This is a genomic window from Burkholderia sp. NLJ2 (assembly GCF_049487195.1).
In the GTDB taxonomy this organism is placed as follows: Bacteria; Pseudomonadota; Gammaproteobacteria; order Burkholderiales; family Burkholderiaceae; genus Burkholderia; species Burkholderia pyrrocinia.
This window is the reverse complement of record NZ_CP137810.1, coordinates 308,950-329,937: the sequence shown is the minus strand read 5'-3', so window position 1 is coordinate 329,937 and position 20,988 is coordinate 308,950. Positions and strand designations below refer to the sequence as shown.

Annotated in this window: 21 protein-coding genes; 13 read left to right on the top strand and 8 right to left on the bottom strand. The window is 66.6% G+C overall.

Annotated features, from left to right (window positions below; translation table 11 throughout):
* Positions 1–4 precede the first annotated feature (4 nt).
* Together R9B84_RS23865 and R9B84_RS23860 are read right to left on the bottom strand one after the other, a co-directional pair.
* Positions 5–889 carry a polyprenyl synthetase family protein gene (locus R9B84_RS23865; RefSeq protein ID WP_423762528.1) on the bottom strand — a complete coding sequence of 295 codons (885 nt, stop codon included), beginning with the start codon at positions 887–889 and terminating at the stop codon, positions 5–7.
* The gene (locus R9B84_RS23860) at positions 886–1,179 is read right to left on the bottom strand and encodes an exodeoxyribonuclease VII small subunit (protein WP_006479428.1); all 294 of its coding nucleotides are present in this window, start codon (positions 1,177–1,179) and stop codon (positions 886–888) included. Before R9B84_RS23860 ends, R9B84_RS23865 begins: the two co-directional genes overlap by 4 nt.
* A 271-nt stretch (positions 1,180–1,450) precedes the next feature.
* Here R9B84_RS23860 and R9B84_RS23855 point away from each other — a divergent pair, with 271 nt between their 5' ends.
* Both R9B84_RS23855 and R9B84_RS23850 read left to right on the top strand, forming a co-directional pair.
* A complete protein-coding gene (locus R9B84_RS23855) occupies positions 1,451–2,557 on the top strand; it encodes an aromatic ring-hydroxylating oxygenase subunit alpha (protein WP_423762527.1) in 1,107 nt (368 codons plus the stop codon).
* 117 nt (positions 2,558–2,674) lie between these two features.
* A complete protein-coding gene (locus R9B84_RS23850) occupies positions 2,675–3,544 on the top strand; it encodes a sulfurtransferase (RefSeq protein WP_423762526.1) in 870 nt (289 codons plus the stop codon).
* Between the two features lie 58 nt (positions 3,545–3,602).
* On the opposite strand, the gene R9B84_RS23845 is transcribed toward R9B84_RS23850, so the two are convergent.
* From R9B84_RS23845 to polA, 3 genes are all read right to left on the bottom strand, one after another.
* Positions 3,603–4,478, bottom strand: a complete 876-nt coding sequence (locus tag R9B84_RS23845) for a dienelactone hydrolase family protein (RefSeq protein ID WP_423762525.1) — start codon at positions 4,476–4,478, stop codon at positions 3,603–3,605.
* 422 nt (positions 4,479–4,900) lie between these two features.
* Complete coding sequence (locus R9B84_RS23840) at positions 4,901–6,235, bottom strand: NAD(P)/FAD-dependent oxidoreductase (RefSeq protein WP_423762524.1); 1,335 nt, start codon at positions 6,233–6,235, stop codon at positions 4,901–4,903.
* A gap of 279 nt (positions 6,236–6,514) precedes the next feature.
* Positions 6,515–9,268, bottom strand: a complete 2,754-nt coding sequence (gene polA, locus R9B84_RS23835; protein ID WP_423762523.1) for a DNA polymerase I — start codon at positions 9,266–9,268, stop codon at positions 6,515–6,517.
* A gap of 1 nt (position 9,269) precedes the next feature.
* Between polA and R9B84_RS23830 the strand changes: the two genes are divergently transcribed.
* Entirely contained in the window at positions 9,270–10,028 is a 759-nt protein-coding gene (locus R9B84_RS23830) for a TIGR00730 family Rossman fold protein (protein ID WP_423762522.1), read from the top strand.
* A gap of 402 nt (positions 10,029–10,430) precedes the next feature.
* Positions 10,431–10,730 (top strand): hypothetical protein, encoded by a 300-nt coding sequence (locus R9B84_RS23825; RefSeq protein WP_423762521.1) that lies wholly within the window; start codon positions 10,431–10,433, stop codon positions 10,728–10,730.
* A gap of 114 nt (positions 10,731–10,844) precedes the next feature.
* On the opposite strand, the gene R9B84_RS23820 is transcribed toward R9B84_RS23825, so the two are convergent.
* Complete coding sequence (locus tag R9B84_RS23820) at positions 10,845–12,371, bottom strand: AMP nucleosidase (protein WP_423762520.1); 1,527 nt, start codon at positions 12,369–12,371, stop codon at positions 10,845–10,847.
* Positions 12,372–12,500: 129 nt separating this feature from the next.
* On the opposite strand from R9B84_RS23820, the gene R9B84_RS23815 reads away from it, so the two are divergent.
* The 5 genes from R9B84_RS23815 (at position 12,501) to R9B84_RS23795 (ending at position 16,070) form a co-directional block, all read left to right on the top strand.
* Complete coding sequence (locus R9B84_RS23815) at positions 12,501–12,896, top strand: hypothetical protein (protein WP_047901409.1); 396 nt, start codon at positions 12,501–12,503, stop codon at positions 12,894–12,896.
* A 99-nt stretch (positions 12,897–12,995) separates the two neighbouring features.
* Complete coding sequence (locus tag R9B84_RS23810; protein WP_423762519.1) at positions 12,996–13,994, top strand: homoserine kinase; 999 nt, start codon at positions 12,996–12,998, stop codon at positions 13,992–13,994.
* Positions 13,985–14,797: a BPSS1780 family membrane protein gene (locus R9B84_RS23805; RefSeq protein WP_047901411.1), complete on the top strand. Its 813-nt coding sequence runs from the start codon at positions 13,985–13,987 to the stop codon at positions 14,795–14,797. The genes R9B84_RS23810 and R9B84_RS23805 overlap by 10 nt, the downstream gene beginning before the upstream one ends.
* A gap of 244 nt (positions 14,798–15,041) precedes the next feature.
* Positions 15,042–15,494: a MarR family winged helix-turn-helix transcriptional regulator gene (locus tag R9B84_RS23800; protein ID WP_423762518.1), complete on the top strand. Its 453-nt coding sequence runs from the start codon at positions 15,042–15,044 to the stop codon at positions 15,492–15,494.
* A 156-nt stretch (positions 15,495–15,650) separates the two neighbouring features.
* Positions 15,651–16,070 (top strand): organic hydroperoxide resistance protein, encoded by a 420-nt coding sequence (locus tag R9B84_RS23795; RefSeq protein ID WP_031399791.1) that lies wholly within the window; start codon positions 15,651–15,653, stop codon positions 16,068–16,070.
* A 107-nt stretch (positions 16,071–16,177) separates the two neighbouring features.
* Here the strand turns inward: R9B84_RS23795 and R9B84_RS23790 are convergent, their stop codons facing one another.
* Together R9B84_RS23790 and R9B84_RS23785 are read right to left on the bottom strand one after the other, a co-directional pair.
* Positions 16,178–16,354, bottom strand: coding sequence for a DUF3563 family protein (locus R9B84_RS23790; protein WP_065502568.1), 177 nt, complete (start codon positions 16,352–16,354; stop codon positions 16,178–16,180).
* Between the two features lie 81 nt (positions 16,355–16,435).
* Positions 16,436–17,545: a PHB depolymerase family esterase gene (locus R9B84_RS23785; protein ID WP_423762517.1), complete on the bottom strand. Its 1,110-nt coding sequence runs from the start codon at positions 17,543–17,545 to the stop codon at positions 16,436–16,438.
* A 259-nt stretch (positions 17,546–17,804) separates the two neighbouring features.
* On the opposite strand from R9B84_RS23785, the gene R9B84_RS23780 reads away from it, so the two are divergent.
* The 4 genes from R9B84_RS23780 to R9B84_RS23765 all read left to right on the top strand — a co-directional run bounded on the left by R9B84_RS23780 (position 17,805) and on the right by R9B84_RS23765 (position 20,894).
* Positions 17,805–18,503, top strand: a complete 699-nt coding sequence (locus tag R9B84_RS23780; RefSeq protein ID WP_423762516.1) for a phosphatase PAP2 family protein — start codon at positions 17,805–17,807, stop codon at positions 18,501–18,503.
* A 136-nt stretch (positions 18,504–18,639) separates the two neighbouring features.
* A complete protein-coding gene (modA, locus tag R9B84_RS23775; protein WP_423762515.1) occupies positions 18,640–19,440 on the top strand; it encodes a molybdate ABC transporter substrate-binding protein in 801 nt (266 codons plus the stop codon).
* 10 nt (positions 19,441–19,450) lie between these two features.
* Positions 19,451–20,128, top strand: a complete 678-nt coding sequence (modB, locus tag R9B84_RS23770; protein WP_047901416.1) for a molybdate ABC transporter permease subunit — start codon at positions 19,451–19,453, stop codon at positions 20,126–20,128.
* A 64-nt stretch (positions 20,129–20,192) separates the two neighbouring features.
* The gene (locus R9B84_RS23765) at positions 20,193–20,894 is read left to right on the top strand and encodes a sulfate/molybdate ABC transporter ATP-binding protein (protein ID WP_423762514.1); all 702 of its coding nucleotides are present in this window, start codon (positions 20,193–20,195) and stop codon (positions 20,892–20,894) included.
* Positions 20,895–20,988: the final 94 nt, after the last annotated feature.

Here is a 20,988-nt window from a genome sequence, read left to right as displayed (position 1 = left end):
CGCGTCAGCTGACCCGGTTCACTACCAGGTCGGCAAGTTCGGCGAGACGCTGTGCGCGTGCGCCGAACGGTTTCAACGCATCATGCGCTTCGGCGCGCAGTTGCGCTGCGAGCTCGCGCGACGCCTCGAGGCCGAGAATCGAAACGTAGGTCGGCTTGTCGTTCGCCGCGTCCTTGCCGGCCGTCTTGCCGAGCGTCGCCGAATCGGTCGTGACGTCGAGAATATCGTCGACGACCTGGAAGGCCAGACCCACGGCCCCCGCGTAGACATCGAGCGCGGCCATCGTTTCCGCAGACGGCGTCTCGCCGGCCAGTGCGCCCATCCGCACGGCCGCGCGCAGCAGTGCGCCCGTCTTCATCCGGTGCATCGTCTCGAGTTGCTCGCGCGTCAGCTTGAGGCCGACGCTCGCCAGGTCGATCGCCTGCCCGCCGGCCATGCCGACCGAGCCGCTCGCGAGCGCAAGCTCGCGCACGAGCGCCGCCTGCTGCACCGGCGTCAGCGCGGTGGCGTCGGTCAGTGCGACGAACGCCTGCGACTGCAGCGCATCGCCGACCAGCAGCGCCGTCGGTTCGTCGTACTGCACGTGCACGGTCGGCTTGCCGCGGCGCAGCGCGTCGTCGTCCATGCACGGCATGTCGTCGTGCACGAGCGAGTAGACGTGGATCATCTCCAGCGCCGCCGCCGCCGCATTGCGCGCCGCTTCCGTCGCGCCGGTCAGCTCGCCTGCTGCATGGCACAGCAGCGGGCGAACGCGTTTGCCGCCGCCGAGGACCGCGTAGCGCATCGCCTCGTGGAGTTGCGCGGGCATCGCGGTTTCAGCGGGCAGATAGTGACCGAGTGCGTGCTCGACACGGTCAAGCACGGACCGCATCCATTGTTCGAATGTCATAGATCGTCGTCTTCGCCGTCCGTGGCGGCCGTTCCGGACGAAAGCGGCTTCAGCGTCGCGCCGTCGAGCACGCGAACCTGCTGCTCCACTTTCTCGAGCTGCTGTTGGCAAAACGCAACGAGGGTCGCACCGCGGCGGTACGCCGCCAGTGAATCCTCGAGGCTCAACGCGCCGCCTTCCATCCGGGCAACCAGCGTCTCGAGTTCCGCGAGCGCCATCTCATAATTGTCCGGCAACGGTTCTGTGCCGTTACCGGGCGGCGTGGCGCCTGGGGATGCGGTTTTCGCCATGGACAAGGGTGTCAAATTTCAAAACAAGTCGGACATTCTACGGCAAAAGAGAATTCTCCGATCTGCCGACTTGGGCAGCCTGGCACATATTCCGGCCCCATCTCCGACACACAGTGTGCGCCTCCCGATTGTCTCCGGACAAAAAATTGACACAAATCAGGCACTTATTCCTAGCCTTGCGAGGCGATCCGGGTATAATTCTCCGTTTCCCTAAATCGATTTTTCGATGGTTGGGTTGTTCACTGCTTTCACGCTAACACCGGGAGTGGGAATGTCCAATCTGAGCGATGCGCTTCAGTTGAAGTCGGCTCACAGCCAGCTTCCAGTCACTGCATATTTCGATGAGGCGCTACTCGAGCGCGAGATCGAAACCCTCTTCAAGAAAGGACCTCGTTACGTCGGGCACGAGTTGATGGTGCCCGAGGCGGGGGATTATTTTGCGCTGCCGTCCGAGAAGGAAGGCCGCGTGCTGGTCCGCAACCAGACGAACCAGATCGAACTGCTGTCGAACGTCTGCCGCCACCGGCAGGCGATCATGCTCAACGGGCGCGGCCACACGCAGAACATCGTGTGCCCGCTGCACCGCTGGACGTACGACCTGGAAGGCGAGCTGCTCGGCGCGCCGCACTTCCCCGAGAAGCCGTGCCTGAACCTCGGCAAGAGCCCGCTGCAGAACTGGCAGGGGCTGCTGTTCGAGGCCGAAGGCCGGAATGTCGCGCGCGATCTCGCCCATCTCGGCACGAAGCATCATTTCGACTTCTCCGAGTACCACTTCGATCACGTCGAAGTGCACGAGTGCGATTACAACTGGAAGACGTTCATCGAGGTCTACCTCGAGGATTATCACGTCGTCCCGTTTCACCCGGGCCTCGGCAGCTTCGTGTCGTGCGACGACCTGACGTGGGAGTTCGGCGACTGGTACAGCGTGCAGACGGTCGGCGTGCACAACGCACTCGCGAAGCCGGGCAGCGCGACTTACCAGAAATGGCACGAGCAGGTGCTGAAGTTCCGCAACGGCGTGCCGCCGGAGTTCGGCGCGATCTGGATGGTCTACTACCCGGGCCTGATGATCGAGTGGTATCCGCACGTGCTCGTCGTGTCGTGGCTGATCCCGCGCGGCCCGCAGAAGACAACCAACATCGTCGAGTTCTATTACCCCGAGGAAATCGCGCTGTTCGAACGCGAATTCGTCGAGGCCGAGCGCGCCGCCTATATGGAAACGGCCGTCGAGGACGACGAGATCGCGATGCGGATGGACGCAGGCCGCCATGCGCTGATGGCACGCGGCGAGTCGCAGGTCGGCCCATACCAGAGCCCGATGGAAGACGGCATGCAGCACTTCCACGAGTTCCTGCGCCGCCACCTCGGCGATATCTGATGGTCGGTGCGGCGCTTTGACGCCGCATGGCATCCAGCAGACGAAAAGACGGGCTTCGGCCCGTCTTTTTTTGTTTAGACTTGGAGTGTCAGGCCATTCGCACTTCAGGGAGCTGTTATGCCACACACTCATTACACCACGCTCATCTCCGCCGCCAACCTCGCCGAGCGCCTGGCCGCGGCGCCCGGCAGCGTCGTGCTGTTCGACTGCCGCTTCGATCTCGCCGATCCGGGCGCGGGCGAAGCCGCATTTGCGGCCGGCCACATCCCCGGCGCGCAGCATCTTCATCTCGACCGCGACCTGTCGGGCCGCAAGACGGGCACCAACGGCCGCCATCCGCTGCCGACCCGCGACGCGCTCGCCACGCTGCTCGCCAGCCGCGGACTCAAGCAAGGCCAGCAGGTCGTCGCATACGACGCGCAAGGCGGCGCCTACGCGGCACGTCTGTGGTGGCTGCTGCGCTGGCTCGGCCACGATTCGGTCGCCGTGCTCGACGGCGGCCTGCAAGCGTGGGAAGCAGCCGGCCAGCCGCTGACGGCCGACGTACCGCAACCGGCCGCCGGCGATTTCCGCGCGGCAGCACCACTCGAATCGACGGTCGACGCGGCAGCCGTGCTCGCGAACGTGACGTCGCGCACGCGCGTCGTGATCGATGCGCGCGCACCGGACCGCTATCGCGGCGAAAACGAAACGATCGATCCTGTGGGCGGCCACATCCCCGGCGCGCGCAACCGGTTCTTCAAGGACAACCTGAACGCCGACGGCCGCTTCAAGACCGGCCATGAATTGCGCGAGACGTTTTCCGCGCTGCTGGCGGGCACCGAACCGAATCTCGTGATCCTGCAATGCGGCTCCGGCGTCACCGCCTGCCACAACGCGCTTGCGCTGGAGATCGCGGGGCTGCACGGCGCATCGCTGTATCCGGGCTCGTGGAGCGAATGGAGCGCCGATCCGTCGCGGCCGATCGCGACCGGCCCGAACCCGTAATCCGGCGCGCGTCGCGCCGGCGAAGCGAAGCGGCGGCCATTCGGCCGCCGCGTTCCGTTTACATCACGCCGTATTTGTGGAACCACGCGATCGCGCGCTTCCAGCCGTCTTCGGCATCACCCTTTACATAGCTCGGCCGGTAGTCGGCGAAGAACGCGTGGCCGGCATCCGGATACACGACGATCTCCGATTCGCGCGCGAGCTTCGAATCGCTCGCCTGGATCGCCTTGCGCATGTCCGCAAGCGAGGCCTGCGTGATATTCGTATCCTTCTCGCCGTACAGCCCGAGCACGGGCACCTTCAACTGCGATGCATGATCGACCGGATTGAACGGCGTCATCTCGTCGGTCTTGCCTTCGACGAACCCATACCACGCAACGGCCGCACGCACGTGCGGATTGTGCTCGGCATACAGCCACGCCTGGCGGCCGCCCCAGCAGAACCCCGTCACGCCGAGACGCGTCAGGTCGCCGCCGTTCTTGCCGGCCCATGCGACCGTCGCGTCGAGATCCTCGGTGACCTGCCGGTCCGGCACCTTGCTGACGACGTTGTCGACGAGCGCCTGGATCGTCGGATACTTCGACACGCTGCCCTGCCGCGCGAACAGGTCGGGCGCGATCGCGAGGTAGCCGAGCTTCGCGAAGCGGCGGCACACATCGGCGATATGCGCGTGCACGGCGAAGATCTCGTGAATCACGATGATGACCGGCAGGTTCGTCTTGCCGGCCGGCTGCGCGCGATAGGCCGGCACGCTCGCGTCGCCGGAGCGGATCTCGACCGTGTCGACGTCCAGCCCGGCGCTGTCGGTCGTGACCGTCTGCGCCGACACGGGCAGCACGGCCGCCGCGAAGGTGCCGCCCAGCGCGGCCTGCATGAACTTGCGACGCGAGAACGGGACGTGGGGAACCAGGCTGTCGACTTCGGGTTTCAACATGAATGCGCTCCTCGATTGGGCGCCGCCGTCACGAGCGTGGATGCGGCATGACGGGACATCGCACCGGCGCACGGCGCGGATGTCGCGGCGGTTGGCACTCCGCCGCAAACGGAAACCCGGACACGATGCCCAATAATCCGTTGTCGCGTCAACTGTCAGATGTGTAAGACTCAATTACGAAGCATCGATCCGACCGCCCCGGCCACGGTATCGATGCGTGCCGTCGCCCCGCCAGATCATGCCGTGGCGTGCATGGGTCGATCGCCGTTGCGCGACTGGAAGCTTGCGGATTGAACAGGAAAACGCGCGAACGATCTCACTCGGCCAAAGCCTGCACGACCGTCCGGCTGCCCGAAAAAACAACGGGCGGAGAACACGCACGACGTGCGCACGCCCCGCCCGCTTCCCGCACGAACGCGCGGTCAGTGCAGCTTGACGCGCGGCAGCGTCGTGCGCCGCAGCCAGTGCGCGAACGTGTCGAGCATCATCCGCGGATAGCCGTGCAGCGCCGCGATGTGCAGCCGGTACAGCGACATGTACATGAAGCGCGCGAACAGCCCTTCGATCAGCATGTTGCCGCCGATCAGCCCGCCCATCAGGTTGCCGACCGCGCTGAAATGGCCGAGCGACACGAGCGAACCGAAATCGCGATACGTGAACTCGGGCAGCGGACGCCCGTCGAGCCGGCAGCCGATCGCCTTCAGCAGAAAGCTCGCCTGCTGGTGCGCGGCCTGCGCGCGCGGCGGCACGTTGCGTTCGTTGCCGGGCCACGCGCACGCCGCGCAATCGCCGAGCGCGAACACGTTGTCGTCGGTGAAGGTCTGCAGCGTGCGGCGCACGTCGAGCTGGCCGAGCTTGTTGACCTGGAGACCGTCGAGATGCGAGAGCACGGACGGCGCCTTGATGCCGGCCGCCCAGACCGTCAGGTCCGCGCGCACCGCCTTGCCGCTCGCGGTATGCACGAGCCCCTGCGCAACCTCGGTCACGCGCTCGCCGAGCATCAGCCGTACGCCGAGCTTTTCGAGCAGCTCGGCCGTCGCCGACGACACGCGCTCCTGCAACGCCGGCAGAATCCGCGGCCCCGATTCGATCAGCACGATGCCGACGTCGTGTCGCGGGTCGAGCTTGTGCAGCCCGTACACGGACAACACCTGCGCCGTGTTGCGCAGTTCTGCTGACAACTCGACGCCCGTCGCGCCGCCGCCGACGATCACGACCTGGATACGCGGTTCGGCCGCATCGCCCGGCGCGGTCGGCGCCGGCGCCTGGTGCTCGGCGCGCATGCACGCGGCGATCAGCCGCTTGCGGAAGCGCTCGGCCTCGCCGACGGTATCGAGCGCGATCGCGTTTTCCGGCGCGCCCTGCACGCCGAAGAAGTGGGTCGTGCTGCCGATCGCGATCACGAGCGTGTCGTATTCCAGCTCGCGCGCCGGCAGCAGTTCCTCGCCGTCGCTGTCGTTGACGGGCGACAGCGTGACGCGCTTCGTCGCGCGGTCGAGCCCGGTCAGTTCGCCCTGCTGAAACTCGAAGCCGTGCCAGCGCGCCTGCGCCGCGTATTCGAGCTCCTGCGTGAACGGGTCCATGCTGCCGGCCGCGACCTCGTGCAGCAGCGGTTTCCAGATGTGGGTCGGATTGCGGTCGACGAGCGTGACAAGCGCACGCGCGGGACGATTGCCGCGCGCGCCGTAACGGTCGCCGAGCCGCGTCGCCAGTTCCAGGCCGCCCGCGCCTCCGCCTACGATGATGATCCGATGCATCCGATTCCCCCCTTTGCGATTCGAAACTGCTGCCGCCAGGCGAAGCAAACGCGATGCACTCGCGCCGCCGGTGGATTAACCGGTTCGGACATCATCGATGTGCAGTTCGAAGCACTTCGATGCGTCCCGTCCCGGAACGCGGGGCGCGCCGCCCCGCGTCAATGACATGACTGACATGCATTGTCCGGGAGCTTGCGCGTTGACCACAAGCAAACCATCTCGATATTCAGCATCCCTGCAACAATATGCCGCAGGAATCGGGAACCGCGCAGCGGTGCGTCAGTGTGCCTCTTCCCAGTTCGCGCCGGCGCCTACTTCGGCGACGAGCGGCACCTTCAGCTTCGCGACGCCGCACATCATTTCCGGCAGTTTCTCGCGCACGAGCGACAGTTCGTCGTCGGGCACCTCGAGCACCAGTTCATCGTGCACCTGCATGATCATCCGCGACGCAAGCTTGTCGCGCGTGAGCCAGTCGTCCACCGCGATCATCGACAGCTTGATCAGGTCGGCCGCCGTACCCTGCATCGGCGCATTGATGGCCGCGCGCTCGGCCGCCTGGCGGCGCGGGCCGTTGCCGCCGTTGATCTCCGGCAGCCACAGGCGGCGACCGAAAACGGTTTCGACGTAGCCCTTCTCCTTCGCGATCGCGCGCGTCTCTTCCATGTACTGCGCGACGCCCGGATAGCGGGCGAAATAACGGTCGATATAGAGCTTCGCCGCGTCGCGCGTGATGCCGAGGTTCGACGCGAGCCCGAACGCGCTCATCCCGTAGATGAGCCCGAAGTTGATCACCTTCGCGATCCGGCGCTGGTCGGAATGGACTTCCAGCGGCGTCACGCCGAACACCTCGGCGGCCGTCGCGCGGTGGATGTCCTCGCCCTGCGAAAACGCGCGCAGCAGCGACGCGTCGCCCGAGATGTGCGCCATGATCCGCAGTTCGATCTGCGAATAGTCGGCCGACACGATCCGGTGGCCCGGCGATGCGATGAACGCCTCGCGGATCCGGCGGCCTTCGGCCGTGCGCACCGGAATGTTCTGAAGATTAGGATCGTTCGATGCGAGACGGCCCGTCACCGCGACGGCCTGCGCATAGTTCGTATGCACGCGGCCCGTTGCGGGGTTCACCATGCGCGGCAGCTTGTCGGTATAGGTCGACTTCAGCTTCGACAGCCCGCGATGCTCGAGCAGCACCTTCGGCAGCGGGTAATCCTCCGCCAGCTTCTGCAGCACTTCTTCGTCGGTCGACGGCGCGCCGCTCGGCGTCTTCTTCACGATCGGCAACTGCAGCTTCTCGAAGAAGATCTGCCCGATCTGCTTCGGCGAGCCGAGATTGAATTCGCCGCCCGCCAGTTCGTACGCCTGCGCTTCGAGCTCGATCAGACGCGTCGCGATTTCGGTGCTCTGCGCCTGCAGGAGCGCGTCGTCGATCAGCACGCCCGTGCGTTCCATCTTGCGCAGCACGAGCGACACCGGCATCTCGATCTCGCGATACACGCGCTCGAGGCCCGGTTCGCGCGCGACCTGCGGATACAGCGCGTGATGAAGCTGCAGCGTGATGTCGGCATCCTCGGCCGCGTATTCGGCGGCCTGCGTGAGCGCCACTTCGTCGAAACCGATCTGCTTCGCGCCCTTGCCGGCCACGTCTTCATACTTGATCGTCTTGACGCCCAGATGACGCAGCGCGAGGCTGTCCATGTCGTGCGTGCGGTGCGATTCGACCACGTACGATTCGAGCAGCGTGTCGTGCTCGATGCCGTTCAGCGCGATGTCGTAGTTCGCGAGCACCTGCGCGTCGTACTTCAGGTGCTGGCCGACCTTCTTGCGATCGGCCGATTCGAGCCACGGCTTCAGGCGCGCGAGCACGTCGTCGAGCGGAAGCTGCTCGGGCATGTCGGGACCGCGGTGCGCGACCGGCAGGTACGCGGCCTTGCCCGGTTCGACCGAGAACGACAGGCCGACGAGCCGCGCGAGCATCGGGTCGAGCGCGGTCGTCTCGGTGTCGAACGCGGTCAGCGCGGCCGCGTCGATCGTCGCGAACCACGCATCGAATTGCTCCCAGGTCTGGATCGTGTCGTATTCGCGAACGATGTCGGCCGCCACCACCGGTGCCGGCTCGCCTTCCGGCGCATCGGCGCCGCCGCCTTCCGCCGGCGCGCTGTCGACTTCGCGCAGCCACGTCTTGAAGCCGTAGCGCGCGAAGATGTCGCGCATCAGGTCGCGCGCTTCGCCGTCGCTCTTCAGCGACGCTTCGATCGATTCGAGATGCGGCGCGAGATCGCAGGCCGTGTCGACCGTCACGAGCGTGCGGCCGAGCGGCAGGAAGTCGAGCGCGCGGCGCAGATTGTCGCCGACCACGCCCTTGATGTCGCCCGCGTGCGCGATGACGCCGTCGAGGCTGTCGTATTGCGACAGCCATTTCACGGCCGTCTTCGGCCCGCACTTCTCGACGCCCGGCACGTTGTCGACGGTGTCGCCGATCAATGCCAGGTAGTCGATGATCCGCTCGGGCGGCACGCCGAACTTCGCGATCACGCCGTCGCGGTCGAGCGTCTCGTTGGTCATCGTGTTGACGAGCGTGATGCGGTCGGTCACGAGCTGCGCGAGATCCTTGTCGCCCGTCGACACGATCACGTTCATCCCGTGCCGTTCGGCTTCGCGCGCGAGCGTGCCGATCACGTCGTCGGCCTCGACGCCTTCGACCATCAGCAACGGCCAGCCGAGCGCGCGCACGGCGCCGTGGATCGGTTCGACCTGCAATGCGAGGTCGGGCGGCATCGACGGACGGTTTGCCTTATAGTCGGCATAAAGGTCGTCACGGAACGTCTTGCCCTTTGCATCGAACACGCAAGCGCTATACTCTGCACTGACTTCCTTGCGCATACGGCGCAGCATGTTGATGATTCCGTAGAGCGCTCCGGTCGGCTCCCCGCCAGGGCCACGCAAATCAGGCATCGCATGGTAAGCCCGATACAGATAGCTCGAACCGTCAACCAATAGCAGGGTCTTACCTTCCAGATTTCGTTCTTCAGGCATTATGAACAAGAGAAAAGTGATTCCGAGTCTGCGTTCGCTCGCAGATCAAGAACGCGCGACGGCCAAGAAGGCCCGCGCATCGTGGCAGATGTTCACGATTATGGCAGAGTTTATCGAGGCGACCGAGTACCTGTCGGAGATCCGCCCGGCTGTCAGCATCTACGGTTCTGCCCGCCTCAAACCCGATACGCCGCACTATAAGCTGGCCGCGCAGATCGCACGCAAGCTGTCCGACGCCGGCTTCGCCGTGATCTCCGGCGGCGGCCCCGGCATCATGGAAGCCGCGAACAAGGGCGCGCACGCCGGCAAGGCGCCGTCGGTCGGCCTGAACATCGAGCTGCCGCACGAGCAGGCCGGCAACCACTACCAGGACATCTCGCTGCGCTTCCGCCACTTCTTCACGCGCAAGGTCACGTTCGTGAAGAATTCGGATGCGGTGATCGTGATGCCGGGCGGTTTCGGCACGCTCGACGAGCTGTCCGAAGTGCTCACGCTGATCCAGACGAAAAAATCGCGCCTCGTACCGATCATCCTAGTCGGCAGCACGTTCTGGCAGGGCTTGCTGCAATGGTTCCGCGACCAGCTCATTCCGATGGGCCTGATCAATCCGGAAGACATGGATCTGATGCAGGTGATCGACGATCCGGACCACGTGCTCGACGCAGTGCTCGCGTTCTACGAGGACAGCGGCGAGGAAGAAGGCTCGGACGAAGAAGGACATCCGCCGCGGCCCGAAGAAGACCGGATGTTCTACCTGTAATCGCTCCATGGCGATAGCCGGCCCGACGGCCGGCGTACTGCTTTCCGTGCGGCAGGCATGGCGATCGCGCCGCCTGCCGCACGCTACTTTGTAACGCGCTGTTAATCCCGCTTCACGGCCGCGCGCCGCCGAATGTCAAATTCGCGCGGCCGACGCTGCGTCGTGCGACATCACGGTCCCGGCCCTGCCGCCCGTCATTGTCAAATCGCGCCGCGCGGCATGCGCGTTCCGCTCGTACCGGCTTCCAACTCGCCGTAATAAACGCCCCTCGCCTTTTCCGACGCGTCGCAGCACACTGCATTCCGTCGGCGCAGGCGATCCCCCCTGCGGAACGATTCGCGGTTCGGAGTCGCTCCCGTTGCGTCGCGCCGATCTCCTCACAACGACATCACGGAAAAGAACATGAAGCGCTCATCGATCGCTCTCGCTTTCGCCGGCCTCGGCCTCTCGCTGTCCGGCCTCGCTCACGCCGTCAACGTCGACGTCAATATCGGCACGCCCGCGCCGGTCGTCGTCGCGCCCGCGCCCGTCCTGGTCGCTCCGGCGCCCGCGGTCATCGTCGGCTGGCATGGCGAGCGCTACTGGGACGGCCGCCGTTACTGGGAACGCCGCGAGTGGGAAGATCACGAGCGCCATCACGGCCATGACGATCGCCGCGGCTACCACTGCCCGCCGGGACACGCGAAGAAGGGTGAGTGCTGAACGCATGACCGCCGGGCCGTCCTGCTCCGGCGCTGACGCGGAAAGACAAAGGCCTCACGCGAACAAGCGTTCGCGTGAGGCCTTTGTCATTGGAGGCGCCATCGCGCCGGGCAGTTACTGAAACGCCACTTCCGCAAAGCTCCTCAGCTTCCGGCTATGCAGCTTGTCGAGCCCGTTCGTGCGCAGGATCTCCATCGCCTTCACGCCGATCTGCAGGTGCTGGTCGACCTGCCCGCGATAAAACGTGTCGGCCATGCCCGGCAGTTTCAGCTCGCCGTGCAGCGGCTTGTCCGACACGCACAGCAGCGTGCCGTACGGCACGCGGAAGCGGAAGCCGTTCGCGGCGATCGTCGCGCTTTCCATGTCGAGCGCGATCGCGCGACTCTGCGACAGCCGCTGCACGGGCTCGCGATGGTCGCGCAACTCCCAGTTGCGGTTGTCGACGCTCGCGACCGTGCCGGTGCGCATCACGCGCTTCAGTTCGACGCCTTCGAGCCGCGTGACGTCGGCCACCGCGCGCTCGAGCGCGAGCTGCACTTCGGCGAGCGCCGGAATCGGCACCCACAGCGGCAGGTCGGCGTCGAGCACGTGATCCTCGCGCACGTAACCGTGCGCCAGCACGTAATCGCCGAGGCGCTGCGTGTTGCGCAGCCCCGCGCAGTGACCGAGCATCACCCATGCGTGCGGACGCAGCACCGCGATGTGGTCGGTGATCGTCTTCGCGTTCGACGGGCCGACGCCGATGTTGACCATCGTGATCCCGCTGCCGTCCGCGCGCTTCAGGTGATACGCGGGCATCTGCGGCAGGCGCGGCGGCGCAGCGCCCTCGGCCGGCTCGCTGCCGAGGTTCGCGTTGTACGTGACGACATCGCCCGGCTCGACGAACGAGCTGTACTGGCTGCGATACGCGCGCACCTCGGGATCGGTGCTTTCCGTCATCATCGTGCGGCCGAGCTTCACGAACTCGTCGATGTAGAACTGGTAGTTCGTATAGAGCACGTAGTTCTGGAAATGCGTGGGCGACGTCGCCGTGTAGTGACGCAGCCGGTGCAGCGAGAAGTCGACGCGCGCGGCCGTGAACAGCGCAAGCGGATGCGGCTCGCCCGGCGCCGGCTCGAACGTGCCGTTGACGATGCGGTCGTCGAGATACGACAGGTCGGGCGTGTCGAAGATGTCGCGCATCGCGAGCAGGCGGTCACGGTCGAGCTCACCCTCGAGATGGATGCCTTCCGGAAACGCGAAATGGATCGGAATCGGCTGCGACGACACGCCGATCTCGATCTTGACATGGTGGTTCTTCGACAGCAGGCGCAGTTGCTCGCGATAGTAGTTCGCGAAAAGATCGGGGCGCGTGACCGTCGTCTCGAACACGCCGGGGCCGGCGACGAAACCGTACGAGCGGCGCGAATCGACGTGCGTGTTGACGTCGGTGCGAATCCGCACGAACGGGTAGCACGCGCGCACGTGCTCGGTAATCGGTTCGTGGCGGCGATAGCGCGCGAATGCGTCGCGCAGGAAGCCCGTATTCGTGTCGTAGATGGCGGACAGCCGCGCGACGGCGGCGATCGAATCGTCGAAAGCCTCGACCGACGGGCTCTCGGGCGTCAGCACACGGTGCCGGCGGCTCAAATCGTTCTTCATTTGTATCACCTCGTCTGATCCGACGACATTACCACGGAACCCGGTCACGCTCATGGCCGCCCGTACGCACGCCAGGGCCGGATACCGCGCAGTATTTGCTAAAATCGGTGGGTTCACTGGAGACTCATCATGAAGCCGCTCATTCTCGTCGCCGCTGCCGCCGCGTTTGCCGCCGCCAGCGTCGCTTACGCCGCCGGCACCACGCCTGACGCCGACGCGCAGGCCCGGGCCGAGGCCAACGAAGCCGCCGGCCTGCCCGATCTCCGCAAAATCAACCGGCCGGGCGCCGAAGTCACGTCGAAAGTCGACTTCGCCGACATTCGCCGCACGCCGAGCTTCCATGAAAAGAGCAAGAACGGCACCGAGGTCACCGAGTACCGCGACCGCGGCAAGCCGGTCGAGATCGACGTGAAGTCGAACTTCGGCACGCGCTACCAGATGAGCTCGACGCCCGACACGTCGCCGAAGCCGCACGACGCGGGCGTCCCGATCACGCGCCTGCCGTCGCTGAACCTGCGCTACTGATTCCGTCGCGCCGCGTCGATCGCGGCGCGCCGCCCCCCTTCACCTGCTGTCGCGACGCACGCCGCCCGCGTGCCGACACCCTCACCTGACGCATCCCGCATGGCCGTTTTCACTGCTGTTTCCGACTCCGATCTCGCGCAATGGATGCGCCACTACGAACTGGGCGACGTGCTTGCGTTCCGCGGCATTCCGTCCGGTATCGAAAACAGCAATTTCTTCCTGACGACGACGCGCGGCGAATACGTCCTCACGATCTTCGAAAAGCTGACGGCGCAACAGTTGCCGTTCTACCTCGACCTGATGCGCCACCTGGCCGGCCACGGCGTGCCGGTGCCGGATCCGATCCCGCGCGACGACGGCGCGCTGTTCGGCGAGCTGCACGGCAAGCCGGCCGCGATCGTCACGAAGCTCGACGGCGCGGCCGAACTCGCGCCGGGGGTCGAACACTGCATCGAGGTCGGGCAAATGCTCGCGCGCCTGCACCTCGCAGGGCGCGATTACCCGCGCAACCAGCCGAACCTGCGCAGCCTGCCGTGGTGGCAGGAGAACGTGCCGGCAATCGTGCCGTTCATCGCGGACGCGCAACGCACGCTGCTCGAAGGCGAACTCGCGCACCAGGCGGCCTTCTTCGCGTCGGCCGACTACGCGGCGCTGCCGGCCGGGCCATGCCATTGCGACCTGTTCCGCGACAACGTGCTGTTCGCGCACGCGGCGCCGGGCACCGGCCACGACGTGCGGCTCGGCGGCTTCTTCGACTTCTATTTCGCGGGCTGCGACAAGTGGCTGTTCGACGTCGCGGTGACCGTCAACGACTGGTGCGTCGACCTCGCGACCGGCGTGCTCGACGTCGCGCGCGCCGATGCGCTGTTGCGCGCGTACCAGACCGTGCGGCCGTTCACGGCCGAGGAACGCCGCCACTGGAGCGACATGCTGCGCGCGGGCGCGTACCGCTTCTGGGTGTCGCGCCTGTACGACTTCTACCTGCCGCGCGCGGCCGAGATGCTCAAGCCGCACGACCCCGGCCATTTCGAACGCATCCTGCGCGAGCGTATCGCGCATACGCCCGCGCTTCCCGAGATCCAAACCGCATGCAACTGATCGAAGTGCCCGCGAAAACGGGCTATGTCTGGTTCCGTCAAGGCGTCTGGCTGTTCCGCCGGAACCCGCTCGCGTTCATCACGCTGTTCTTCACGTACCTGCTGGCGATCACGCTGGTGTCGATGGTGCCCGTGATCGGCTCGGCGCTGCCGCTGGTGCTCATTCCCGGCATCGCGGTCGGCTTCATGGCCGCGTGCCGCGACACGGTGGCCGGCAAGCCGGTGATGCCGACGATCCTGATCGACGGCTTCCGCTCGTACGGCACCGTCGCGACCCAGCGGCTGCTCGTGCTCGGCGTGATCTACGTCGCGTCGATGGTGCTCGTGTTCGCCGCTTCGTCGTTCGTGGACGGCGGTGCGCTGTTCCACGTGATGATGGGCGCCGCCGACGAAGCGAGCGCGACGCCGGAAACGCTCGCCGCGCAAGGTACGTTCGGCGCGCTGATGTTCGCGACGCTGCTGTATCTGCCGATTGCGATGCTGTTCTGGTTCGCGCCGGTGCTGGTTGCATGGCATGACGTCCCGCCCGCGAAGGCGCTGTTCTTCAGCGTCGTGAGCTGCTGGCGCAATCGCGGCGCGTTCGTCGTGTACGGCGTGCTGTGGTTCGGCGTCGCGATCGGCACGTCGCTCGCGCTGTCGCTGCTGCTGCAGGCGCTCGGCGCCGGCGCCTATGCGCTGACGATCATGATGCCGGTGACGATCATCATCGTCACGATGCTGTACTGCTCGTTCTACGCGACCTATCGTGGCTGCTTCGGCGTCCAGGAGCCGGGCGCGCCGACGACCACCACGTCGGGCCGCTGAAGCCCGCCGCGGCCGGCGCGCGTCGCCGGCCGTCACGCTGTTCCCCGCGCCGGGCTGCGACCCGGCGCTCCCCCCTGTCTCGCACCGCTCCGCGCATCCTCCGCTCGCTGCCCCTAGCCGGGCGCCCCTGGCCGGGCGCCCCTGGCCGGGCGCCCCTGGCCGGGCGCCCCTGTTCAACCGAATCTTTTGCGCGCAAAATAATTTGCGTACAAATTGTTCGCGCGTCCGCCGCGCCTCCCGAATCATGGACCGCCTACCCCCGCTGCCCCAGACGCTCGACGAGCAACTGTGCTTCGCGCTCTACTCGACTTCGCACGCGATGACGAAGGCGTACAAGCCGCTGCTCGACAAGCTGTCGCTGACCTATCCCCAATATCTCGCGATGCTCGTGCTGTGGGAGCGCGACGACATCGCGGTGAAGGACATCGCCGCGCGGCTCGACCTCGACCCGGCCACGGTCACACCACTGCTCAAGCGGCTGGAAGCGCTCGGCTACGTCGAGCGCGTGCGCAGTGCGGCCGACGAACGCGTCGTGAACGTGCGCGTGACGCCGGAAGGCCGGGCGCTGAAGGATCGCGCACGCTCGGTGCCCGCCGATCTTTTCTGTGCGATGCAACAAACGCCCGAGTTCCTGATCAGGCTGCGCGCCGATCTCCAGCAGTTGCGCGACGCGCTGTCGGCCGCCAACGAACGCTGACGAACCGAGCGTCGGCCATCCGACCCGGCACGGCCGGGTTTTTCTTCAAAATTTCATTTGCACACTAATGATTTGTGTTCTATATTTTATTCGTGGCCGGCGACACTCCATTCGACCGGGCCGCTTTTCTCCCCTTTTCCCGACAGGAGCTGCACGATGAACATTCTGTACAAGACCAGCGCCACGAGCACGGGCGGCCGCGACGGCCGCGCGGTATCCGCAGACAACAAGCTGGAAGTGAAGCTGGCCGCGCCGCGCGAACTCGGCGGCACGGGCGCGGAAGGCACGAATCCGGAGCAGTTGTTTGCCGCAGGTTACTCGGCCTGCTTCCTGAGCGCGATGAAATTCGTCGCCGGCCAGAACAAGCAGGCGCTGCCGGCCGATACGCAGGTCACGGCGGAAGTGGGCATCGGCCCGAACGACGCAGGCGGCTTCGGGCTCGACATCGAGCTGCGCGTGTCGCTGCCGGGGCTCGACAAGGCAGACGCGCAGGCGCTGGTCGACAAGGCGCACCACGTGTGCCCGTATTCGAACGCAACGCGCAACAACGTGCCGGTGCGCCTGACGGTCGTCTGACGCGACGCAGCGCGACGAATGCAAAAAGGGCGCGTGCGGCTTCTTGCCGCACGCGCCCTTTTGCGTGACTCGCCGGAACGGCGGGCCGGCTGGCCCGCCTGCGCTGCTTAGCGCGCGCCGAACGAATACGGGCGGTTCATCGACGCTTCGCGATCGATCTTGCGCATACGGAATTCGAGATCGTAGATGTCGGTTGCTTCGGACAGGTACGCCTCGGCGCGCTCTTTACGGGCCGTTTCAGCGTTCTTGGTCAGCATCAGGAAGAGGTGGCTCAGCAGGTACATGGTCGATCTCGCAATCCAAAGGTTCTTTGACTAGGGTTTTCCCGAATTATAGGGAAAACCCTAGTCTTTGGCCAGCGTCGATCAACCGATGCGTCGTTCGGTCGCCACAGTGCGACGTTGTGCTTCGAAAAAGGCCCAGATCATCGCGCTCGCGTCGGGCCCGACGGCCGCATGAAACGGCACGGCTTCGTCGCCGCCTGCCCACGCGTGATCGAGCCCTTTCACATGACAGAGCCGCACGACCGGTTCGCCATCGCGGCAGACATCGGTGATCTGTACGCCCGCGCCGCGCGACTCGACGCGTTCGCCGCCGCGCAGCGCGCCGCGACTGTCGGCAAGCCCGTTCAGCCGCATGAACTGCACCGTCAACTGGTCGGCATTCTTCGGCGCGACGACGTGGTCGCCGTCGCCCTGGACGATCAGCGCGGGCATGCCCGGATACGCAGCGGCGTCGACCAGCGCATCGACGGCCGCGGCCGGGTTCTGCCGCACGCCGCGCCGCATCACGTCCATCGCGGTGATGCCGGAATTCGCCTCGCCGAGCGCGGGGCCCGAGTGCAGCGCCACCGCCGCGAAGCGGTCGGGATGGTGCAGTGCAAGAAGCGACGCGAGGCCCGCACCGGCCGACAGCCCCGCGACATAAACGCGCGACGCATCGAAACCGTGTTCGTCGACGACCGTGTCGACCAGCGACGCAACCGCATTCGCCTCGCCGCGGCCCGCGCGGTCGGTGTCTTCATACCAGTGCCAGCAGCCATGCGCGTGCGCGCGCAGCGACTGTTCCGGATACAGCACCGCGAAACCGTGCTTGTCGGCCAGCAGGTTCATCCGCGTGCCCTGCACGAATTCGTCGACGGACTGCTGGCAGCCGTGCAGCATCACGACGAGCGGCATCGCGCCGCGCCGGCGGCCAGGCGGCACGTAAAGACCGTACGCGAGATTCTGGACGAGGCGCCCGAGCGCGGGCGCCATCGGGTGTTCACCGCGCGTCCACTCGCCCGCCGCCCACGCAGCTGCGCGCGGACGCACGCGCGATTCGCGCGGCGGGGACAGATCGGATACGGCAGGAGACGCGGCGGCCTCGAGTGCGTCGCGGGTGATGCGCTGCGCATCGCGCGCCGCGCGCTTGGCGGCCGGAGAAAGCATGCGTTTCATGCCGCCCAGCCACACTTTGGTCAGACTTTTGGTCATCGATCGGGCTCGCTGTCAGGAAAAATAGGGGCGCCATGAGGGCGCCGCAACAGATGCATCGTTCGACTTTGTGCAATGCACCATAACATTGTTTCTGGGATTTTTCCTGCGCGCGGATAGTTCCCGGCGGCGCAAAAAACGGGGCTCGTGCGCACGCGGCGCTATACTGGAGTTTCGCCGCTTGTATCCGTTGTAGTCGTTCCTCCCGGCTCGCGCGTTGAATTAAGCATCCTCCCCGCCTTCGTTCGTCCCCTTCCCGATGTTCGACCTGTCATCTCACCTGTGGATCATGATCACCGCGTTCGGCGGCGCCGGCCTGACCTTGCCGCTCGCGATCACGATCGCCGTCTGGCTCACGCTCGGCTACTCGTGGCAGCGTGCGACCGCGTGGCTCGGCGTGCTCGCCGCCGCGATCGGCGTGGTCGCGCTCACGAAGATCGCGTTCCTCGGCTGGGGCATCGGCATCCGCGCGTGGGATTTCACGGGCTTCAGCGGCCACGCGATGCTGTCGACGTCGGTCTATCCGGTCGCGATCTTCCTGATGCTGATCCGCACGCGCACGCCGGTGCGGATCGCCGGCATCGCGCTCGGGCTCGCAGCCGGCGTCGCGGTCGGCGTGTCGCGCGTCGCGCTCGACGCGCATTCGCCGTCCGAATCGATCACCGGCTGCATCGTCGGCGCGATCGCCGCGCTTGCGTTCATCGCCGGCTCGTGGCGCGCGGTGCCGCACCGCTGGTCGGTGCCCGCGGTCATCGCGAGCCTTGCGATCGTCACCGTGGCACTGCACGGCATCACGGTGCCGTCGCATCGCTGGGTCACCAAGGTTGCGCTGGAGCTGTCGGGCCACGAGCGCCCGTTCGTCCGCGCGCGCTGGAAGGCCAACCCGAACTACCACCCCGCGTCGCAGCCGTCGTCGCTGCAGCGCACCGAATCGTCGACGCACACGCTGCACGCGTGACGGGCCGCCCGGCCGTCACGCCCGCCATTCTTCAGACCTGACCATTTCATGCGCACCGTCGCATGAGCGGTATGCCGAGCGTTATAACCCGCCCTATATTACGATTACGGTTTCCACCCATTACAACGAATCCACCATGCGCTCAACCGTCCGTCCGCTTCGCCGCACCCTGCTCCGCCTGCTGCCGATCGCCACGCTTGCCGCGGCCGGTGTCGCGTTCAGCGCGCCCGCTTCCGCCGCCGACGAACTGGTCGTGTCGGCGGCCGCCAGCCTGACGAACGCGTTCAAGGCCGTCGGCGATGCGTACGAGAAGCAGCATCCGGACACCAAGGTGCTGTTCAACTTCGGCGCGTCGGACGTGCTGATGCAGCAGATCGCCAAGGGCGCGCCGGCCGACGTGTTCGCATCGGCCGACCAGAAGGCAATGGATCGCGCGGCCGATGAAAAGGTGATCGTGCCCGGCACGCGCCGCGATTTCGCGGCGAACTCGCTCGTGCTGATCGTGCCGGCGGACAGCCACGCGGCCGCGCCGACGTCGCTGAACGACCTGACCGCGCCCGGCGTGAAGCGCATCGCGTACGGCGACCCGGCATCGGTGCCGGTCGGCCGCTACACCGAAGGCGCGCTGCGCGCGGCCGGCGTGTGGGATGCCGTCAGCGCGAAGGGCGTGCTGGCCGCCAACGTGCGCCAGAGCCTCGACTACGTCGCGCGCGGCGAGGTCGACGCGGGCTTCGTGTTCGGCACCGACGCCGCGATCATGCCCGGCCGCGTGAAGGTCGCACTGACGGTGCCGACCAAGACGGCCATCACCTATCCGATCGCCGTGGTCAAGGACAGCCGCCACGCCGCGCAGGCGCAGTCGTTCATCGACTTCGTCTCGTCGCCGCAGGGCCAGGCCGTGCTGTCGACGTTCGGCTTCAAGCCCGCGGGCAAGTGAGCGTATCGCGATGCAAGACGCCTGGGTACCGCTGCTGCTGTCGCTGAAGGTCGCCGGCTGGGCGACCGCGCTCGACATCGTGCTCGGCGTCGCGGCCGCGTTCGTGCTCGCGCGCTGGCGCTCGCCGCTGCGCGACGTCGTCGATTCGCTGCTGACGCTGCCGCTCGTGCTGCCGCCGACAGTGCTCGGCTATTACCTGCTCGTACTGCTCGGCCGGCGCGGCGTGTTCGGCGCGTGGCTCGACAAGCTCGGCATCGAGCTCGTCTTCACGTGGCAAGGCGCGGTGATCGCGTCGATGATCGTCGCGTTTCCGCTGATCCTGAAGTCGGCGCGTGCTGCGTTCGAAGGCGTCGATCCGCATCTCGAACGCGCTGCGCGCACGCTCGGGCTCGGCGAAGCCGCGGTGTTCTTCCGCGTGACGCTGCCGCTCGCCACGCGCGGGATCCTCGCGGGCGCGCTGCTCGCGTTCGCCCGCGCGCTCGGCGAATTCGGCGCGACACTGATGATCGCGGGCAACCTGCCCGGCCGCACGCAGACGCTGTCGGTCGCGATCTACGCGGCCGTGCAGGCCGGCGACGACAGCACGGCCAACTTTCTCGTGCTGGTGACGTCGATCACCTGCGTGCTCGTGCTGCTCTCGGCCGGCTGGCTCGTGCCGGCGCGCGCCTCGCGGAGCCAGCTGACATGAAGCGCCTGCCTCGTCCGTACAGGCTGTCTTGCTCCACAGCCGGATTGTTTCGGCGGAGGCCCGCATGAGCCTCGTCGTCGACATCCGCAAGACCTACGAGAACGCCGAGCGCCGCTTCACGCTCGACGTGTCGTTCACGGCAGCGACGCAGCGCGTCGTGCTGTTCGGGCCGTCCGGTGCGGGCAAGAGCATGACGCTGCAGGCGATCGCCGGCCTGCTGTCGCCCGACGCAGGCACGATCGCGCTGAACGGCGAAACGCTGTTCGACGCCGCGCGCCGCATCGACGTGCCGACCCGTGAACGCCGTGTCGCGTACCTGTTCCAGGACTACGCGCTGTTTCCGCATCTGAACGTGCGCCAGAACATTGCGTTCGGGCTCACGTCCGGGCTGCGCAACCCGCGCGCAAAGACGGTGCCGCCCGAAGTCGCGTACTGGCTGCGGGCGTTCGACCTCGAAGCGCTCGCGGGGCAGTATCCGTCGCAACTGTCGGGCGGGCAGAAGCAGCGTGTCGCGCTCGCGCGCGCCCTGGTTGCGCAACCGCGGATCCTGCTGCTCGACGAACCGTTCGCGGCGCTCGACGGCGCAATGCGTCAGCGCATGCGCCACGAGCTCGCCGAACTGCAGGCACGGCTCGACATCCCGATGGTGCTGATCTCGCACGACCCCGACGACGTCGCCGCGTTCGGCGACCAGGTCGTGCAATTGAGCGAAGGACGCGTGCAGGCGACCCCGCCGCACGCCGAGTGGCCGACGCGCGTCACGTGAGCGCGCGAGGCCGAGGCCGTGGCGCTGGCAGCCACGTTGAAGCCTGAGAGAAGCCGCACGTCGCGGCGTATGCTGAAAACGGAAACGAAGCCGG

Bases quoted from the DNA above. Each gene is read 5' to 3' on its own strand.
- R9B84_RS23865 (WP_423762528.1), bottom strand. From the start codon at position 889: ATGACATTCGAACAATGGATGCGGTCCGTGCTTGACCGTGTCGAGCAC.
- R9B84_RS23860 (WP_006479428.1), bottom strand. From the start codon at position 1,179: ATGGCGAAAACCGCATCCCCAGGCGCCACGCCGCCCGGTAACGGCACA.
- R9B84_RS23855 (WP_423762527.1), top strand. From the start codon at position 1,451: ATGTCCAATCTGAGCGATGCGCTTCAGTTGAAGTCGGCTCACAGCCAG.
- R9B84_RS23850 (WP_423762526.1), top strand. From the start codon at position 2,675: ATGCCACACACTCATTACACCACGCTCATCTCCGCCGCCAACCTCGCC.
- R9B84_RS23845 (WP_423762525.1), bottom strand. From the start codon at position 4,478: ATGTTGAAACCCGAAGTCGACAGCCTGGTTCCCCACGTCCCGTTCTCG.
- R9B84_RS23840 (WP_423762524.1), bottom strand. From the start codon at position 6,235: ATGCATCGGATCATCATCGTAGGCGGAGGCGCGGGCGGCCTGGAACTG.
- polA (WP_423762523.1), bottom strand. From the start codon at position 9,268: ATGCCTGAAGAACGAAATCTGGAAGGTAAGACCCTGCTATTGGTTGAC.
- R9B84_RS23830 (WP_423762522.1), top strand. From the start codon at position 9,270: ATGAACAAGAGAAAAGTGATTCCGAGTCTGCGTTCGCTCGCAGATCAA.
- R9B84_RS23825 (WP_423762521.1), top strand. From the start codon at position 10,431: ATGAAGCGCTCATCGATCGCTCTCGCTTTCGCCGGCCTCGGCCTCTCG.
- R9B84_RS23820 (WP_423762520.1), bottom strand. From the start codon at position 12,371: ATGAAGAACGATTTGAGCCGCCGGCACCGTGTGCTGACGCCCGAGAGC.
- R9B84_RS23815 (WP_047901409.1), top strand. From the start codon at position 12,501: ATGAAGCCGCTCATTCTCGTCGCCGCTGCCGCCGCGTTTGCCGCCGCC.
- R9B84_RS23810 (WP_423762519.1), top strand. From the start codon at position 12,996: ATGGCCGTTTTCACTGCTGTTTCCGACTCCGATCTCGCGCAATGGATG.
- R9B84_RS23805 (WP_047901411.1), top strand. From the start codon at position 13,985: ATGCAACTGATCGAAGTGCCCGCGAAAACGGGCTATGTCTGGTTCCGT.
- R9B84_RS23800 (WP_423762518.1), top strand. From the start codon at position 15,042: ATGGACCGCCTACCCCCGCTGCCCCAGACGCTCGACGAGCAACTGTGC.
- R9B84_RS23795 (WP_031399791.1), top strand. From the start codon at position 15,651: ATGAACATTCTGTACAAGACCAGCGCCACGAGCACGGGCGGCCGCGAC.
- R9B84_RS23790 (WP_065502568.1), bottom strand. From the start codon at position 16,354: ATGTACCTGCTGAGCCACCTCTTCCTGATGCTGACCAAGAACGCTGAA.
- R9B84_RS23785 (WP_423762517.1), bottom strand. From the start codon at position 17,545: ATGACCAAAAGTCTGACCAAAGTGTGGCTGGGCGGCATGAAACGCATG.
- R9B84_RS23780 (WP_423762516.1), top strand. From the start codon at position 17,805: ATGTTCGACCTGTCATCTCACCTGTGGATCATGATCACCGCGTTCGGC.
- modA (WP_423762515.1), top strand. From the start codon at position 18,640: ATGCGCTCAACCGTCCGTCCGCTTCGCCGCACCCTGCTCCGCCTGCTG.
- modB (WP_047901416.1), top strand. From the start codon at position 19,451: ATGCAAGACGCCTGGGTACCGCTGCTGCTGTCGCTGAAGGTCGCCGGC.
- R9B84_RS23765 (WP_423762514.1), top strand. From the start codon at position 20,193: ATGAGCCTCGTCGTCGACATCCGCAAGACCTACGAGAACGCCGAGCGC.